This window comes from Comamonas testosteroni (genome assembly GCF_014076415.1).
GTDB classification, from domain to species: domain Bacteria; phylum Pseudomonadota; class Gammaproteobacteria; order Burkholderiales; family Burkholderiaceae_C; genus Comamonas; species Comamonas testosteroni_F.
On sequence record NZ_CP043568.1, the window covers coordinates 5,630,019 to 5,647,141 of the forward strand.

Below are 17,123 nucleotides of genomic sequence, written 5' to 3' on the forward strand. Positions count from 1 at the left end.
CATCCGTTGCCAATAAATCGCAAGCAGCTATCTTTTCAGGACTGGAGAGCCCACCAGACCTCTCCAGCCCGAGGGGCGAATCAGGAGCTCTTGCCGTTGGGCTCGTCCTTCTTCTTGTCGTTGCCTTCGATATACGGGCTCCAGGGCTGGGCCTTGATCGGACCCTTGGTCTTCCAGACCACGCTGAACTGGCCGTCGGCCTTGATCTCGCCGACCATCACGGGCTTGTGCAGATGGTGATTCTTCTCGTCCATCTTCAGCGTGAAGCCGCTGGGTGCTGTAAAGGTCTGGCCGGCCATGGCCGCGATCACCTTGTCGGTATCCGTGCTCTTGGCTTTCTCCACGGCCTGCTTCCACATATGGATGCCGACCCAGGTGGCTTCCATCGGGTCGTTGGTCAGAGGCTTGTCCTTGTGGCCCGCGATGTTCTTGGCCTTGGCGTAGTCACCCCACTGCTTGATGAAGGCCGTGTTGGTCGGGTTCTTCACGCTCATGAAGTAGTTCCAGGCGGCCAGATGGCCGACCAGAGGCTTGGTGTCCACGCCGCGCAGCTCTTCCTCACCCACGCTGAAGGCCACGACCGGAACGTCCTTGGCCTTGAGACCGGCATTGCCCAGTTCCTTGTAGAAGGGCACGTTGGAGTCGCCGTTGATGGTGGAGATCACGGCGGTCTTGCCACCGGTGGAGAACTTCTTCACATCGGCCACGATGGTCTGGTAGTCGCTGTGGCCGAAGGGAGTGTAGGTTTCCATGATGTCGGAATCCTTGACGCCCTTGGACTTGAGGAAGGCACGCAGAATCTTGTTGGTGGTGCGTGGGTACACATAGTCCGTGCCCAGCAGTACAAAGCGCTTGGCACCGCCGCCTTCCTTGCTCATCAGGTACTCGACAGCGGGAATGGCCTGCTGGTTGGGCGCGGCGCCGGTGTAGAAGACGTTCTTGGAGAGTTCCTCGCCCTCGTACTGCACGGGGTAGAACAGCAGGCCGTTGTTCTGCTCGAACACCGGCAGCACGGACTTGCGCGACACGCTGGTCCAGCAGCCGAAGACCACGGCCACCTTGTCCTGGGTGATCAGCTGCTTGGCTTTTTCGGCAAACAGCGGCCAGTTGGAGGCCGGGTCCACCACCACGGGCTCCAGCTTCTTGCCCATCACGCCGCCCTTGGCATTGATGTCGTCGATGGCCATCAGCACCGTGTCCTTGAGCACGGTCTCGGAGATGGCCATGGTGCCCGAGAGGCTGTGCAACACACCCACCTTGATGGTGTCTGCAGCCAGCACCTGAGAAGTCAATCCCAGGCCCAGAGCCATGGATGCAGCCAGTGTTGTGAGGGTTCCGCGACGATTCATTTCAGCACTCCCAGGAGGTTTTGTTCGGTCACATTGACCGCAAAAACTTAAGTGCAATTACCGTGCCAGCACCACCCGCCATGGCTTGCTCACTGCATACGGCGGCGCTGCTACCGCTTTTTTGCAGAGCCCGGGCCGAATGCAACTTTGTGCGATCAGCATTGGCCAGATGCAGGCACCATTGCAGTGCCGCATGCACCAGATGCAGACCGCGCAAACCAACCGGCACTATTGAAGTGCACGGCAGCCTGTCGCCTCAGACCGGCTGCAGGCACGCCGGCAAGACCGCGCTGCGCTGCTTGACGCGACACGGATCGAGAGCGGTCTTGGTCTTGGCCTGCACCGCATAGACATGCAGCTTGCTGATCTGCACGCCAAATCGCCGCCTCGCGGATGCCTTGCAGAATCTGCTCTCCGGTGCGAAGGCCGACGCAACGCCGCTTCATCAATGCACGGCAAAGCGCAGCAAATACTCGTAGCTGTTCTCGGTTGTCATGGGGTCGCCCTGCACAGGCTGACGCAGTATGGCCTGCAGCGTATTGCTGCCGACAGCAGGCGTCATGGTCGCCTGCCCTTGAGCGTCCGTCATCGTGGGAGAGCCTCTCTCCCCCCAGGACAGCCTCACGCCAGACTGCGGCTTGCCATGCAGCAACACCTGCAGCCTGAGCGGCTGACCGGCATGGGGAGACTGTCCCTGAAGCGGCACCACCTCGAACATCTGCCCCAGGGGCTTTTGCATGACGGCCCCCCAGCGCACCACGGTCTTGTGGAACTTGCGCGCATGCACGCCGCGCACCGCACCGGGGTTCTGGTCCATGGGCAAAGGCAGCATGGCACCCTCGGCACCCGTACTGCTGAAATAGCCGTTATCGAGTTCCACAGCGATCAGTGCAGCACCGGCATCGGGCTTGATGCGTATGCCGCCCTGCACATTCTGTACGGTACTGGGCACTTCACGGCCGCGCAGGTCATAGGCATGCACCCGCTGCAGCTTGGCCGGATCGAAGGCTTCTGTCCTGCCGTCATGACCGCCAAACTGCATGACATAGCCGCCTTGCGCGTCAGGCTCCAGCCAGACGTTATGGGCAGAGACCGGATGTGCGCAGAGCAGCCAGGCAGCGGCCGTGGTGCACAGAATGCGCGCGATGATGTCTTTACGTGTCCTGCAAACAGACATGGAAGCTCCGAAAAATCATAAGGAAAACTGCAGGCCCAGCTGCACGCTGCGCGGTGCACCGGGCGCGACCAGACGCTGTCCGGCAATCATGGTGGTGGTACTGGCATAGCGGGTGTTGGCTGCGTTGCGCAGCCACAGGCTCAGGCGGGCATTGCGCGCCAGACTTGCGGGCAATCGGTATTGCAGACCCAGGTCCAGCCAGCGATAGCTGTCGGCCCATTCGGTATTGCTGGCGTTGATGGGCACACGTCCCACATGGCGCAGCAAGCCATGCACGGTGACATCGCCACGCGGCATCCAGCGTGCATGCAATGTGCTGGTGTATTCGGGCACGGCCACCACGCGCCGGCCCAGCAGTGCGGCGTTAGCGTTCTGCGTGACTTCGGAGCGATTGTGGCCATAGGCCCATTCCACATGCCAGTTGCGGCTGGGCAGCCAGTGAAACTGAAGCTCGGCGCCCTTGCGTACGGTCGCTCCCAGGTTTTCGTACACGCCAGGTGCCGTGTTGCGTATTTCATGGCTGGAGCTGATGCGGTAGAGCGAGGCATCGATCAGCCAATGGACCGATGGCTTCCACTCCACGCCCAGCTCGCTCTGGCGAAAGACATTGGCATGCAGATCGTTGTTGCGCAGCGCGTATTTGGCAAAGTCGCTGGGCAGCGCAAAGCCCTGCGACCAGCTGGCACGCACGGCCGTCCTGGCATCGAGCTGCGCCAGAGCGCCCAGCTTGGGGCTGGCATGGCTGCGGCCCTGCATGCGATTGCATTCATCGCCACCGGCCTCCGCCGCCAGCAGGCGGCAGCGGCCGTCAAAGTGGTCCCAGCGCAGGGCCGCCGTGGTCTGCAGCCAGGCCGCTGGCTGCCAGCCAAGCTGGCCGTAGATCGCCGTGTTGTCGAGCCGCGTATTGCGATCATCCAGTGCAGGACCGGTGCGCCGGCGGTCGACCAGGCCGTCCCAGTAGCCATAGTCCGTGGACTCGCGCACCTGCTCCAGGCCCAGCATCCAGTTCAGCTCGCGCGCCGAAAGAAGGGACTTGCCGCCGAGATTCAGTCCCGCACCCAGCACGCTGCGGTCGTAGCGCTCCTCGCGCTGCATCCAGGTGGCGCTGCGCGGGCGGGTGAACCAGCGCACAAAATCCTGCTGCGTGCCGTAGACAAAACCCAGCAGCCGGGTATCTGCATCCAGTGTGTACTGCGCATCCAGGCGCAGCGTGCCAAAGTGCTTGTCGGCACCATCAGCCACCACGCGGCGGTCCTTGCCCTGTGGGTCCTGCCGCCACTGCGCTTCGGTCAGATAGCCGGGCGAGTCGCCACGCGCCTCATGCCAGCGACCGGACAGCGAGATATCGAGCTTTTCATGCACATGGTGCTTCCAGGTGCCGCTGAGGGTGCTGCGCTCATGGCGCGAGGCGGGCCGCGCACCATCACCGCGTGCATGCTGGGTCGCCAGGTTGAGCTGATCGCCGCCTTCCAGCTCGCGCCCGAGAGCAGCCTGGGCATCGAGCATGCCGTGCGAGCCGGCGCTGACCTCGAACTCCGCATAGCTGCCGTTGCGCCGCGTGCGCAGCTCCAGCAACCCTGCGCGGTTGTAATTGCCCTGCAGCACCGACACGGGACCACGATAGACATTGACCTTGTCCAGCTCCAGCGGCACCACCACGTTGAGATCGAAATAGCCATCAGCATGCGACATGGCTTCGTTGAGCGGGATGCCATCCAGTGTGGCGGCCACATCGCCGCCATGGCCGCCGCCGCCAAAGCCGCGCAGCACCAGCCCGTTGGCCACACCGCTGAGCTGGTAATGATTGACATGCATGCCAGGTACCTGGCTCCACAGCGATTCCACCTCCTGTCTGGGTTGCTCGCGAATTTCGTCGCGCCTGAACTCGGTGACGGAAAACGCGCGTTGTGACTCATCCAGCGCCTGGCCTTTAACCAGGGCATTCACCCTCACCTCGGGCAACACCTTGTCGCCTTCCTCGGCTGTTTGCGCTTGTACGGCTGAAGCCATCCACAGCGTACCGCCCAAGGCCAGCACTCCGAGTCTTGTCGTGGCACCCAGGCCCTGAGCGACTCCCCTATTCAATGCTCTTTTGTACATGCACCAGAACAGCAAAGTTCGTGCCATGCAATGCACCACAAAGCACCATCGCTGCCTCGCCGATACGCCGTGGTGCACAACCGCGTGCCGGCAGCACCAACAAGGTGCAAAACATCTGAGGCGGCTTGCCTGCAGGCTGGCAACAAAGACTGGCCTTTGGCATGGCACTTGCTACATAAAAGGGCATGAAACTGACTCCTCGCGTTCATTCAGCCCTGCCGGATGCGCGTGCCGACTGAGGGATTGAAGACGATGGAACTGACACCACGCGAAAAAGACAAGCTGTTGATCTTCACTGCAGCCCTGCTGGCCGAGCGGCGCATGGCCCGCGGCCTCAAGCTCAACTACCCCGAGGCCGTGGCGCTGATCAGCGCCTTTGTGATGGAAGGCGCACGTGAAGGCAGGACCGTGGCCCAGCTCATGAGCGAAGGCCGCAGCGTGCTGACCCGCAACGATGTGATGGAAGGCATCCCCGAGATGATTCCCGACATCCAGATCGAGGCCACTTTCCCCGATGGCACCAAACTGGTCACCGTGCATGAGCCCATCGCCTGAAGCAGCATCCAGAGACTTCCAAGCCTTTCAGCCATCAAACCCTTATCCATCAAGCGCAGATAGCTATGAAATTCAATAAGCTCCTTGCCACCACAGCCGCCGCGGCGACTGCACTGCCTCTGTCAGCGCTCGCACATATGGGCTCCGATGCAGGCGGCCATCACCACTTTCTCGACAGCCTGGGTCATGCCTTTGCCCACCCGTTTACCGGCGCTGACCATCTGGCCGCCATGCTGGCCGTGGGTGCCTGGAGTGCGCTGACCATGCCCGGCCTGCGCACTGCCTGGCGTGCACCAGCGGCCTTTGTGGCCCTGCTGGTGGCGGGCGCCGTGGCCGGCTTTGCCGGCCTGTGGGTGCCGGGCGTGGAGCCCATGATTGCAGCATCCGTGCTGGTACTGGGCCTGCTGGTGCTGGTTCAGCAAAAAATGCCCTGGGGCGTTGCCGCCGCACTGGCTTCTGTGTTTGCCTTCTTCCATGGCGCTGCGCACGGCTTTGAGCTGGCCGGAGACAGCGGCCTGTCTGCCGTCGGCGCACTGGTGGGCATTGCTCTGGGCTCGGCCACACTGCATGTCGCAGGCATGGTGCTCGGTCATGCCCTCATGCAGCGCCACCAGTGGGCAGCCCGGTTCGGCGGTGCAGCCACCGCCGCGCTCGGCGCTTTCATGCTGACGAAACTGGCGTGATATGAAACACCCCGGCACAACGCAGCACAAGGCCTTTGCGCAAGGAGGCGAAAGATGATCCCCGGCGAACTGCTTCTTGACGAGGGCAGCCATGCACTCAACCCTGGCCGCCACACGCTCACGCTGGTGGTGAAAAACGCCAGCGACCGGCCGATTCAGGTCGGCTCGCACTATCACTTCGCCGAAACCAATGCGGGCCTGGATTTCGACCGCGCCGCCGCCCACGGCATGCGCCTGAATATTGCCAGCGGCATGGCCGTACGTTTCGAGCCAGGCCAGCAGCGCACGGTGGAACTGGTCGAGATCGGCGGCGACCGCCAGATCTATGGCTTTCGCGGTCTGGTCCAGGGTGTGTTGCCCGCAGTTGCCGGGGACTGACCGGTCATGCTGATGCTGTTTGCTTCTGCTTTTGTGCTGGGCCTGGTGTTCAATGCCGCGCCCGGCGCGGTGTTTGCAGAGACCGTGCGCCAAGGTGTACGCGGCGGCTATCGCCCGGCACTGGCGGTACAGCTTGGCTCCCTGGTGGGCGATGCGAGCTGGGCCTTGCTGGGCCTGGCCGGCATTGGCCTGGTCATGCAGGTCGACGCCTTGCGCTGGCCGATTGGTCTGTCGGGCAGCGCCTACCTGCTCTGGCTGTCCTGGGACAGCTGGCAGGCCGCGCGTACCGAACACCGGCTCGATGTCTCGACCACCGCCGCCGCCACGCAGAAACAGGCCCTGCGCCGCGGCATGGCCCTGTCGCTGAGCAACCCGCAGAACCTGGCCTACTGGGCCGCCATGGGCAGCGCCCTCGGGGCGGTGGGAGTGACCCAGCCCAGCGCCAGCGATTACGGGCTGTTCTTCGCGGGATTCATGACTTCGTCCCTGCTCTGGTGCTTTGTCTGCGCGGCCTTGGTGGATCGACTGTTCCGCCGGGCTGCCGCGCACTGGAGCCGTTTTACCTACCGCTGCTGCGCCGCCCTGCTGCTGGCCCTGGCACTGGGCACATTGCGCGACCTGGTCGGCGCAAGCCCCGCCGCCCTGCCACCCGCAGCCCAGCAGCAGCCCCTGCGCTGAACACCTGAATCGGAGATTCCTCAATGGCCACCATGGACCGACGAGCCTACGCAGAAACCTTTGGCCCCACCGTGGGCGACCGCCTGCGCCTGGCCGACACCGAACTCATCGTCGAGGTCGAAAAAGACTACACCCTGGCCGCTGGCGGCTATGGTGAGGAAGTGAAGTTCGGCGGCGGCAAGACCATCCGCGACGGCATGGCGCAAAGCCAGCGCACACGCGACGGGACGGGAACAGGGCCCTCCGGCGGTGGCTCGGTCGACACCGTGCTGACCAACGCACTGATCCTGGACCACTGGGGCATCGTCAAGGCCGACATCGGCCTCAGGGACGGCCGCATCGTGGCCATAGGCAAGGCCGGCAACCCAGACACCCAGCCGGGCGTGAGCATCATCATCGGCCCGGGCACGGAAATCATCTCCTGCGAAGGCAATATCGTCACCGCAGGCGGTATCGACACCCACATCCATTTCATTGCCCCGCAGCAGATCGAGGAAGCACTGACCAGCGGCGTGACCACCATGATCGGCGGCGGTACCGGCCCGGCCACCGGCACCTTCGCCACCACCTGCACGCCAGGCCTCTGGCATATGGAACGCATGCTGCAGGCCGCCGACGCCTTCCCCATGAATCTGGGCTTTCTGGGCAAGGGCAATGCCAGCCTGCCCGGCGGCCTGCACGAGCAGATCAGTGCCGGCGCCATCGGCCTCAAGCTGCACGAGGACTGGGGCAGCACGCCGGCAGCGATCAGCAACTGCCTGGATGTGGCCGAAGACACCGACACCCAGGTCGCCATCCACACCGACACGCTCAACGAGTCCGGCTTTGTGGAGGACACCGTGGCCGCCTTCAAGGGCCGCACCATTCACACCTTCCACACCGAAGGCGCGGGTGGCGGCCATGCGCCCGACATTCTGAAAGTGGTGGGCGAGGCCAATGTGCTGCCCAGCTCCACCAACCCCACGCGCCCCTACACCATCAACACGCTGGACGAGCATGTGGACATGCTCATGGTCTGCCACCACCTGGACGCCGGCATTGCCGAAGACCTGGCCTTTGCCGAAAGCCGCATCCGCAAGGAAACGATTGCGGCCGAAGACATCCTGCACGACATCGGTGCGATCAGCATGTTCAGCTCCGACAGCCAGGCCATGGGCCGGGTGGGCGAGGTCATACTGCGCACCTGGCAGACAGCGCACAAGATGAAGCTGCAGCGCGGCGCCCTGAGTGGAGACGGCGCGCGCAACGACAACTTCCGCGTCAAGCGCTATATCGCCAAATACACCATCAATCCCGCGATTGCCCACGGCATCAGCCACGAGGTGGGCAGCATCGAGGTGGGCAAGTGGGCCGATATCGTGATCTGGAAGCCCGCCTTCTTTGGCGTCAAACCGTTTTGCATCCTCAAGGGCGGCAGCATCGCCATGGCGGCCATGGGCGATCCGAACGCCTCCATTCCCACGCCTCAGCCCGTGCATTACCGCCCGATGTTTGCAAGCTTTGGCGGGGCGGTTGCCAGGACTTCGCTGACCTTTGTATCCCAGGCAGGACTGGCCACCGGCATCGGCCAGCGCTTCGGGCTGCACAAGACCTTGTCGGCGGTCAAGGGCATACGCAATGTGAAGAAGCAGCACATGATCCACAACGATCTGGCGCCGCATATGGAGGTGGATGCCCAGACCTATGCCGTGCGCGCCAATGGCGATCTGCTGACCTGCGAGCCCGCGGTCAGCCTGCCCATGGCGCAGCGCTACTTCCTGTTCTGAGCGGTGTTGAGCTGAAACTCCGTATCCGGATGCTGCATGCCCTTGCCCTCAAACCAGGCCAGCCAGTCACTGACTGCGATCTCCGGCGCAGCGCTCACGGTGGCGGGCAAGGCCTCGTACACCAGCAAGGTGATGGACTGCTGACCGCCCTGGGTCAGCATCACCGGCAGGGTCAGAATGCGCTTGGCGTATTCGCCCAGGTCCTCGGGCCAAAGGCCTTCGATGCGATCCATGGCCTGCTCCAGCGCTGCGTCCATGGGGTAGACCTCGGCCAGCACGGTCTGCGAGCCTTGCAGCCTCAGGCCCGGGTACCAGCCCAGGTCATGCAAAGTGCCGGTCAGCTGGGTCCTGCCGACACAGGCTATGCCTGGCCGGAGCCTGGCAATATCGTTGATGCCACCGGCACGCAAAGTGCCATATACCGCCACATAGACCGCGCCACAGCCCTGCCAGTCAGCAGACGCATCATGCAAAGAGGTCGGGGCCGCCATTTCTGCCGAAGTTTCCAAAATAGTTGTCATCTTGCTCGAACCATCAAAATCACCGGGATGCGCAGCACATGCAACATGCGCGCCAATCTGATTCGGGCTTTTTATTTCATTGTGAACTCACCATGCTGACTGCCAACAAACTGCTGCTCCAGGGTCAGGGCCTTTCCGCCGTCATCCTCAAACGCGCCGCGTCCGTGGAACTGGACTGGGATCTGCGTCAGAAGAGCCGCTTTGCCGCCACCGACAGCCAGGGTCGCGAGCTGGCCGTCTTTCTGCCACGCGGCCAGGCCGTGCGCGGCGGCGATGTGCTGGTGGCCGAAGACGGCAGCCTGATCCGCGTGCTGGCCGCACCGCAAAAAGTGCTGCACATCACGGCCTGCGCCGAGCATGGCACGCCATTTGACCTGATGCGCGCGGCCTACCATCTGGGCAACCGCCATGTGCCGATCGAGCTGCAGCCCGACCATCTGAAGATCGAACCCGACCATGTGCTGGCCGATATGCTGCGCAGCATGCATATGACGGTGGTCGAAGCAGACCTGCCTTTCGAACCCGAAGGAGGCGCCTATGGCGGCCATGTGACCAATGATGGCCACAGCCACCATCATCATGGCCATGGACACTCGCATGACCACGCCCACTGAGCCACTGCTGGCTCTTGGCGCGCAGAGCTTTCTGCAGCTGATGTGGCTGGCCTCGCCGGCCCTGCCCATCGGCGGCTTTTCCTACTCGGAAGGGCTTGAAGCGGCCATCAATGCGGCGCTGGTCACAACGGAAGCAGAGGCCGCCGGCTGGCTGGTGCAGCAGTTGCATCTGACCCAGTCGCGCGGGGACATGGCCGTGATTGCACAGGCCATGCCGGCCTGGAAGAGCGCTGATCTGGCGCGTATCGCCAGCCTCAACCAGTGGGTAAGAGTCACCCGCGAAACCAGCGAGCTGCGCCTGCAGACCGAGCAGATGGGCCGCTCGCTGACCGAGTGGCTGAAAAACCGCTACGCCGATGAATCCGTCCCACTGGCCTGCGTCCACTGGCTGGCCGCTCAGGATGCCTGCTACCCTATCGCCTTCTCGCTGGCGGCCCAGTGCACCGGCGCCACGCCGCGCGATGCACTGCTGGCCTATGCCTTTGGCTGGGCAGAGAACATGGTTCAGGCCGCCATCAAGACCGTGCCCCTGGGCCAGAGCGCCGGCCAGCGCATCCTGGCGCGACTGACTTCAGAGATTCCCGCCGCCGTCGAATACGCGCTGGCGTTGCCGGACAACGCAAGACAGGCTTTTTCGCCCATGCTGGCCATTCTCTCGGCCCAGCATGAGCACCAGTATTCTCGACTTTTCCGTAGCTGAACTTTCATCCGCCATGTCTGCACTGTTTGCCGCCACACCCCAGCCACCGTACTACGCCGCCATCTTCACCTCCCTGCGCACCCAGGCGGACCAGGGCTATGGCGAGATGGCCGACCGCATGGTGGAGCTGGCCAGCCAGCAGGCAGGCTATCTGGGCGCCGAAAGCACCCGCGACGCCCAGGGCTTCGGCATCACCGTGTCTTACTGGGAAAGCGAGGAAGCCATTCGTCAATGGAAGCACAACGCCGAGCACCAGATCGCCCAGGAAAAAGGCCACACCACCTGGTACCAGCATTTCGAGCTGCGCATTGCCAAGGTGGAACGTGCCTACGGCAAGGCCCGCTGATCGCAACCCTCTCATTCACCAAAGAACTCACCATGTCGACCGCACTGCACCATATCCCCAACCGCACCAAGAAGCTGCCGCCGCTGCGCGTGGGCATAGGCGGGCCCGTCGGCTCGGGCAAGACCACGATTCTGGAGATGCTCTGCAAGGCCATGCGCGGCAAATGGGACCTGGTCGCCATCACCAACGACATCTACACCAAGGAAGACCAGCGCCTGCTGACCATCAGCGGCGCCCTGCCCGCCGAGCGCATCATGGGTGTGGAAACCGGCGGCTGCCCGCACACGGCGATTCGCGAGGATGCCTCCATCAACCTGGAAGCCATTGACCGCATGCTCAAGGACTTCCCCGATGCCGACATCGTCTTCATCGAATCGGGCGGTGACAACCTGGCGGCCACCTTCAGCCCCGAACTGTCGGATCTGACCATCTACGTGATCGACGTGGCAGCAGGCGAGAAGATTCCGCGCAAGGGCGGCCCCGGCATCACCAAGAGCGATCTCCTCGTCATCAACAAGACCGACCTGGCTCCCCATGTGGGCGCCGATCTGGACATCATGCGCAGCGACACCATCAAGCAGCGCACCACGCCCAAGGGCCTCAAGCCCTTTGTGATGACCAACCTCAAGACACTGGACGGCCTGGACGAGGTAGTGGCCTTCATAGAGAAACAGGGCCTGCTGACGGCCTGAGCACTTCTTTCGGGACGAAAAAAAGCCGCCTGGAGCGGCGGCTGTTTCTCGAACCAGTGCGTGATTACTGGTTGGCCAGATCCAGATGGAACTCGCGAGCTTCCTGGATGAATTCGATCAGGGAGTTGATAGCTTGGCGCATGATGAACTTTCTATGAAATCAAGAGATGCACTTCAAGCGATGGACAGCCCGCATCTCATGTACTGTCATTCGCGGGTTAAACCTTAAGGGTTAACCCTTGTTGATAAGTATAAACCACTAGCTCCATTTTTGCAAAGCCCGTCCTGCGCAAAGAACGTCAGACTCGTCAGTGCACTGCCCTGAAGTGCTCGCTCACGCAGTTGCAAGGCCTGTGCAGATCAATGTTTGCGAGATTCCTGCATCAAAATTGCCGCAGAACGCTGTACTTTTCACCAGTACGTCACCGAATTTGCCCGCCGACTGCTACGCTATGGCCTGTTGACAATATTTGTGGCGGGCTCACAACTCCCGCAGGTGGAAAGTGGAAATGGCGCGAGATTGTGGTTTGCAGCAGATGGACGGGTTTGCGTCCCATCGAGTGAATGCCGACATCCAGCCCGGCCGATATGCAGCGCCCGCCTTCCGCCGCAGCGGAGTGCGCGTATGAGCTCCACGCTGACCGGCCCCGGCACGACCGACTCCTGGCATATCACCACCATGAACCCCGCAGAAGCCCCCTGGCATCTGCTGCTGCTGGCCGACCCCTCACGCGAGCGCATCAAGCGCTATCTGCCCGGATCCACCTGCTTCGGAGCGCGCCAGACGACCCAGTTCACGCCCAGCGGCCTCGGCGCCCTGATCGGCGTATGCGTGCTGGTCCCCGAGGGCGACGGCCGCCACAGGTGGGAGCTGATGAACATGGCCGTGTCCACGGCCTGGCAGAGCAAGGGCATAGGTTCGGCCCTGCTGCAGCGCGCCATCCGTGAGATGCGCGAACGCGGCGTGCAGCAGCTGGACGTGGGAACTGGCAGCTTTGGCGACCAGCTGCTGTTCTATCAACGCCTGGGTTTTCGCGTCACCGACATCGAGCGCGACTTCTTTTTGCAGAACTACACCACCCCGCTATGGGAGCGCGGCGTACAGCACAAGGACATGCTCAAGCTGACGCTGGAGCTTTGATGACACGGGCGGCCCGCCCAATGCCCAAAAGGACTACTCGTTGAAAAGAACAAGAGGCGCCTCGGCGCCTCTTGTCCATCCAGCCTCGTTTGTCCGGCGTCAGGCCACCTTGAGGCGACGCGCGCGCACGGCGGCTGCCAGTTGCTCCAGCACCGGAGCCGTCTGCTCCATGCTGATGCAGGCATCGGTGAGCGAAACGCCGTATTGCAGCTCCTGCCCTTCGACGATGTCCTGACGGCCTTCATGAATATGGCTTTCGATCATCACGCCGGTGATGCGCGTGTCGCCCCCGGCAATCTGCTGGGCCACATCCGCCGATACATCGATCTGGCGGCGATGCTGCTTGCTGCTGTTGGCATGCGAGAAATCGATCATCACCTGCGGATGCAGGCCGGCTTTTTCCAGCACTTCGCACGCGGCCTGGACATGGGCCGCGTCGTAGTTGGGAGCCTTGCCGCCGCGCAGGATGATGTGGCAGTCCTGATTGCCGCGTGTCTCGAAGATCGCACTCTGGCCCATCTTGGTCATGCCCATGAACGCATGTGAGGACTGGGCGGCCAAAATGGCATCGCTGGCCACCTTCACGCCGCCATCGGTGCCGTTCTTGAAGCCCACAGGGCAGCTCAGACCGCTGGCCAGCTGGCGATGGCTCTGGCTCTCCGTGGTGCGCGCACCAATCGCGCCCCAGCTGACCAGATCGCTGATGAACTGCGGCGACAGCAGATCCAGGAATTCCGTGCCGGCCGGCAGGCCCAGCGCCAGCACATCGAGCAGCAGGCGGCGCGCCAGCTCCAGCCCTTCGTTGACGGCAAAGCTGCCATCGCGGTACGGGTCATTGATATAGCCCTTCCAGCCCACGGTGGTGCGCGGCTTCTCGAAGTAGACCCGCATCACGATCAGCAGATCGTCCTTGAGCGCATCGGCCTGGACCTTGAGCTGGCGCGCGTAATCCATGGCCTGATCGTGATCGTGAATGGAGCAGGGTCCGACCACCACCACCAGCCGGTCATCCTGGCCATGCAGCACACGCGAGATGGCGGCACGGCTGGATTCGACCAGCTGCTGCGCCTCTTCGGTCACGGGCAGCCACTCTTCCAGCAGTGCCGGAGTCAGCAGCGGGCGCACGATCTTGATGCGTGTGTCGTCAATGCGGGTCTTGTCCAGCGTGGTCAGTTTGGGCTGGGCCTTGCGGGCCGAAGCTGCGCCGGGATGCAGGGGCGTCGTGGAGGATGTCATACCGTTATTGTCGCGCCATGCGCTTCACCCCACGCGTTCGTCCACCGCCGCCATACTGCCGACTTTTCACGCCAGGAGATCGGGTACGACCTCCGCACGGAACTGCAGCGCTGGCCGGGACGAAGCCCGGGCATTCATTCCGCCGACAACTTCATCAGCACCAGACCGCTGACGATCAGGACAGCCGCTCCCACGCGCATGGCGCTGAGCTGCTCGCCCAGCACCGTGACGCCCACCAGGAATGCACCCACGGCACCGATACCGGTCCATATCGTATACGCCGTGCCCAGGGGCAGCGAGCGCATGGCCACCGACAGCAGACCGAAGCTGGCGATCATGGCCACGATGGTGATGGCGCTGTATTTGAGGTTGGTGAAACCATGGGACTGCTTCATGGTGAAGGCCCAGACCACCTCCAGAGCGCCGGCCACCAGCAGATAAACCCAAGCCATAGAAAACCTCATTGAAGATCGAATGACCAGGCCGTCCCGGCAGGAATACAGGCCATGCATCGCATCGCCTGGCAAGGTCGTCCCTGCGGCATGAATCCTAATCCGCATGGGCAAATCCGGGCCAGCCATGGGTGGTTCGGCCGCCACAACCATGGGCCGGTGTATCGTTGGCTCCGGCCGGCGGTGCCTGTGGATTCCATGTGGCAGTGCAAGGTTTGGCGGACTGCGACGGACTTCGCGGGCCCGATGCCGGCAGAAGCGGCGCCATGGCGCTTATGGATGCCCCGCGCACAACACAGGCAGTGCGCAGCACCTTCTGACCCGCTAGGACTGCGCCATGCAGGGACAGAGCTGATGCACGGCAATGGCACACTGGACGGCTTGTGCCATGCCCGCCCATTGCCATCATGCTTTAAGGATTGAACCACCTCACTCTGGCCGTCACGGACCTCCAGCGCAGCATGGACTTCTACGTGCGCGTGCTGGGCTTTCGTCCACGCGCGCAGTGGGATATGGGCGCCTATCTGCAACTCGGCGATCTATGGCTGTGCCTGTCATCAGACGAGCAACGAAGCCAGGCCCGCGCCTCTGGCTACACCCACTATGCATTCACCATTGCCCAGCAGGACTTTGCGCACCTTGTGGAGCATGCCAGGTCGTGCGGCGTCCGGGAGTGGAAGAGCAACCGCAGCGAAGGCGATTCCTTCTACTTTCTGGACCCGGATGAGCACCAGCTCGAAGCCCATGTCGGTTCGCTGGAGAGCCGCCTGGCGCAATGCCGCTTGCGGCCTTATGCGGGCATGCGGTTTTTCGACTGAGCCAACGAGCAGGCAACGGAGGCAATACTCAGGCAAAAACAGGTGCAAGAGCCTGTTTGACACAGCAGCTCCAAGTAGCGCTGCCAGTCGATACCGGGGTGCACGCCTTGCTGCGCCACACTAGGCGGCCAGCCGCTCCTCTTCCATCACCACCACATTGCCAACCGTCGCGCCATAGTGCGTTGCCACGCGCTTGCGCTGCTTGAGCACGGCCCTGTCCTTGCTGACCAGCAAGGCCTTGTGCTGGCTGGCCAGATCGAGGAAATGCTGATCGTCGGGGTCGGTGCAGGTAAAGCGGATCTTGGGTGCAGCGGACACATATTCGACGGCTGCATCAAAAGCGGCCATCACGCCTTCGGGCGTCTTGCCGTAGTAGCTGACGCGCGGTGCAATCTGGCTGTAGTGCAGCACGCGGCCCAGCTCGATGCGCTGGGCTTCATCGGCAATCCAGCGCACTTCGCCACGGGCGACCAGTTCACGGATGGCGGGGATATCCGGATCGTCAAAGATCAGCATGTCCAGCACCACATTGGTGTCCAGAATCATGGGACGCGGCAACGGGCCGTCGTAGCCGGCGTTGCAGGCCGGCCAGCGCAGGGGAGCGATCTTCATTGAGGCCGGCCTTCCGGCGATCCGTTCTGAGCAGCATCGTCCGCAGGCTTGCGTGGCTTGACCGCGCCCTTGATCATGTCGAAGCGGAACAGACGGCACTCGATAGGGCCGTTCCACATGGGCGTGCGGCGCGACTCCTTGAGGCGCATCTTGCTGGGCAGCTTGAGATCGGGCGTCAGCATCCAGGCGCTCCAGCCGCTGTAGTTCTTCTTCCAGTGGCTGGCCAGCTGGTTGAAGAATTCGCCGCCGTCCTCGGTCTGCGCGGTTTCACGGCCTGCGCGTTCGACCTGGCCCATGCGCTCCGCCGCATTGCGGCCTGCGCTGCCAGCTGCCGCGATACGCTCGCCGTAGGGCGGGTTCAGCAGCATCATGCCCGGCTGCTCGCAGGGCGGCATGCGCTGCAAGGCATCACCGCCGCGCAGGCTGACGGTATCGGACACCCCTGCACGCTCGGCATTGCGCTGGGCAAAGTCCACCATGCGGAAGGCGATGTCAGAGCCGTAAATGCCCACCGGCGATTCGGGCAGGATCTGGCTCTCCGCCTCATCCAGCATGGCTTCCCATACATGGCGCTGAAAAGGCACGAGCTTCTCGAACGCAAAGCGACGCAGAATGCCGGCCGGAATCCTGCGCGCGATCTGCGCGGCCTCGATCACCAGGGTACCGCTGCCGCAGCAGGGGTCGTACAGCGGCTGGGGATTGTCTCCATGCGGGTTCCAGCCCGAGGCTGCAATCATGGCTGCGGCCAGGGTTTCCTTGAGCGGGGCATCGCCCTTGTCTTCGCGCCAGCCGCGCTTGAACAGTGCCTCGCCCGAGGTGTCGATATAGATGGTGGCACCGTCGGTCGTCAGGTGCAGGTGCACGCGCACATCGGGGTGATGGGTCTCGACGCTGGGGCGCACGCCGTTGCGCTTGGCGCGAAAACGGTCGGCAATCGCGTCCTTGACCTTGAGCGCCGCAAAGTTCAGGCTGGTCAGCGGGCTATGCTGGGCCGTGACTTCGATCTTGAAGGTTTCCTTGGGCGTGAACCAGATCTCCCAGGCCACCTCGCTGGCGGCACGGTAGAGATCGTTCTCGCTGCGGTACATGGTGTGCGACAGCTCGATCAGCACGCGCTGGGCCAGACGGCTGTGCAGATTGAGCAGCATGGCATCGCGCCACATGCCGCGCAGCATGACGCCGCCCCGGCCCACGAGCAGATCCTGCCCGCTGGCGCCGGTGATGGCGTGGACCTCGTCGGCCAGAAAGCCCTCGACGCCGGCGGCGCAGGGCAGAAACAAATGCAGTTGGTTCATAGAAATCAGT

At 63.1% G+C, this 17,123-nt stretch carries 18 protein-coding genes and 1 pseudogene; 11 read left to right on the forward strand and 8 right to left on the reverse strand.

Annotated elements, in window-relative coordinates; translation table 11 throughout:
• Positions 1-80: 80 nt before the first annotated feature.
• The 3 genes from urtA to F0P97_RS25930 form a co-directional block, all read right to left on the reverse strand.
• A complete protein-coding gene (gene urtA, locus F0P97_RS25920; protein ID WP_003060644.1) occupies positions 81-1,349 on the reverse strand; it encodes an urea ABC transporter substrate-binding protein in 1,269 nt (422 codons plus the stop codon).
• A gap of 445 nt (positions 1,350-1,794) precedes the next feature.
• On the reverse strand, positions 1,795-2,526 hold the full coding sequence (locus F0P97_RS25925; protein WP_182284912.1) for a DUF4198 domain-containing protein: 732 nt from the start codon (positions 2,524-2,526) through the stop codon (positions 1,795-1,797).
• 15 nt (positions 2,527-2,541) lie between these two features.
• Positions 2,542-4,653 (reverse strand): TonB-dependent receptor, encoded by a 2,112-nt coding sequence (locus tag F0P97_RS25930; protein ID WP_232538067.1) that lies wholly within the window; start codon positions 4,651-4,653, stop codon positions 2,542-2,544.
• A 225-nt stretch (positions 4,654-4,878) separates the two neighbouring features.
• Between F0P97_RS25930 and F0P97_RS25935 the strand changes: the two genes are divergently transcribed.
• From F0P97_RS25935 to ureC, 5 genes are all read left to right on the forward strand, one after another.
• Positions 4,879-5,181 carry an urease subunit gamma gene (locus F0P97_RS25935; RefSeq protein ID WP_182284913.1) on the forward strand — a complete coding sequence of 101 codons (303 nt, stop codon included), beginning with the start codon at positions 4,879-4,881 and terminating at the stop codon, positions 5,179-5,181.
• Positions 5,182-5,246: 65 nt separating this feature from the next.
• Entirely contained in the window at positions 5,247-5,864 is a 618-nt protein-coding gene (locus F0P97_RS25940; RefSeq protein ID WP_182284914.1) for a HupE/UreJ family protein, read from the forward strand.
• 54 nt (positions 5,865-5,918) lie between these two features.
• Positions 5,919-6,242 (forward strand): urease subunit beta, encoded by a 324-nt coding sequence (locus F0P97_RS25945; protein WP_182284915.1) that lies wholly within the window; start codon positions 5,919-5,921, stop codon positions 6,240-6,242.
• 6 nt (positions 6,243-6,248) lie between these two features.
• The gene (locus F0P97_RS25950; RefSeq protein ID WP_182284916.1) at positions 6,249-6,920 is read left to right on the forward strand and encodes a LysE family transporter; all 672 of its coding nucleotides are present in this window, start codon (positions 6,249-6,251) and stop codon (positions 6,918-6,920) included.
• Positions 6,921-6,943: 23 nt separating this feature from the next.
• Positions 6,944-8,686 (forward strand): urease subunit alpha, encoded by a 1,743-nt coding sequence (gene ureC / locus F0P97_RS25955; RefSeq protein ID WP_182284917.1) that lies wholly within the window; start codon positions 6,944-6,946, stop codon positions 8,684-8,686.
• Here the strand turns inward: ureC and F0P97_RS25960 are convergent.
• Positions 8,671-9,207 (reverse strand): gamma-glutamylcyclotransferase family protein, encoded by a 537-nt coding sequence (locus tag F0P97_RS25960; protein ID WP_232538069.1) that lies wholly within the window; start codon positions 9,205-9,207, stop codon positions 8,671-8,673. The two genes, ureC and F0P97_RS25960, sit on opposite strands and share 16 nt — an antisense overlap.
• Positions 9,208-9,299: 92 nt before the next feature.
• On the opposite strand from F0P97_RS25960, the pseudogene ureE reads away from it, so the two are divergent.
• From ureE to F0P97_RS25985, 5 genes and pseudogenes are all read left to right on the forward strand, one after another.
• Positions 9,300-9,818, forward strand: a pseudogene (ureE, locus tag F0P97_RS25965) (urease accessory protein UreE); the annotation flags it as partial.
• On the forward strand, positions 9,805-10,521 hold the full coding sequence (locus F0P97_RS25970) for an urease accessory protein UreF (RefSeq protein WP_182284919.1): 717 nt from the start codon (positions 9,805-9,807) through the stop codon (positions 10,519-10,521). The pseudogene ureE and the gene F0P97_RS25970, both read left to right, overlap by 14 nt.
• Before the next feature lie 13 nt (positions 10,522-10,534).
• Entirely contained in the window at positions 10,535-10,867 is a 333-nt protein-coding gene (locus F0P97_RS25975; protein ID WP_182284920.1) for an antibiotic biosynthesis monooxygenase family protein, read from the forward strand.
• 32 nt (positions 10,868-10,899) lie between these two features.
• The gene (gene ureG, locus F0P97_RS25980; protein WP_182284921.1) at positions 10,900-11,559 is read left to right on the forward strand and encodes an urease accessory protein UreG; all 660 of its coding nucleotides are present in this window, start codon (positions 10,900-10,902) and stop codon (positions 11,557-11,559) included.
• A gap of 625 nt (positions 11,560-12,184) precedes the next feature.
• On the forward strand, positions 12,185-12,700 hold the full coding sequence (locus F0P97_RS25985; RefSeq protein ID WP_182284922.1) for a GNAT family N-acetyltransferase: 516 nt from the start codon (positions 12,185-12,187) through the stop codon (positions 12,698-12,700).
• Between the two features lie 99 nt (positions 12,701-12,799).
• Here F0P97_RS25985 and F0P97_RS25990 read toward each other — a convergent pair whose 3' ends face one another.
• Complete coding sequence (locus F0P97_RS25990) at positions 12,800-13,936, reverse strand: 3-deoxy-7-phosphoheptulonate synthase (protein ID WP_232538070.1); 1,137 nt, start codon at positions 13,934-13,936, stop codon at positions 12,800-12,802.
• A gap of 134 nt (positions 13,937-14,070) precedes the next feature.
• Complete coding sequence (locus F0P97_RS25995) at positions 14,071-14,388, reverse strand: DMT family transporter (protein WP_182284923.1); 318 nt, start codon at positions 14,386-14,388, stop codon at positions 14,071-14,073.
• Between the two features lie 419 nt (positions 14,389-14,807).
• Between F0P97_RS25995 and F0P97_RS26000 the strand changes: the two genes are divergently transcribed.
• Positions 14,808-15,206: a VOC family protein gene (locus F0P97_RS26000; RefSeq protein ID WP_269780080.1), complete on the forward strand. Its 399-nt coding sequence runs from the start codon at positions 14,808-14,810 to the stop codon at positions 15,204-15,206.
• A 120-nt stretch (positions 15,207-15,326) separates the two neighbouring features.
• Here the strand turns inward: F0P97_RS26000 and F0P97_RS26005 are convergent, their stop codons facing one another.
• Both F0P97_RS26005 and F0P97_RS26010 read right to left on the reverse strand, forming a co-directional pair.
• Positions 15,327-15,818, reverse strand: coding sequence for a PIN domain-containing protein (locus tag F0P97_RS26005; RefSeq protein WP_003068209.1), 492 nt, complete (start codon positions 15,816-15,818; stop codon positions 15,327-15,329).
• Entirely contained in the window at positions 15,815-17,113 is a 1,299-nt protein-coding gene (locus F0P97_RS26010; RefSeq protein ID WP_182284924.1) for a THUMP domain-containing class I SAM-dependent RNA methyltransferase, read from the reverse strand. The genes F0P97_RS26005 and F0P97_RS26010 overlap by 4 nt, the downstream gene beginning before the upstream one ends.
• Between the last annotated feature and the right edge of the window lie 10 nt (positions 17,114-17,123).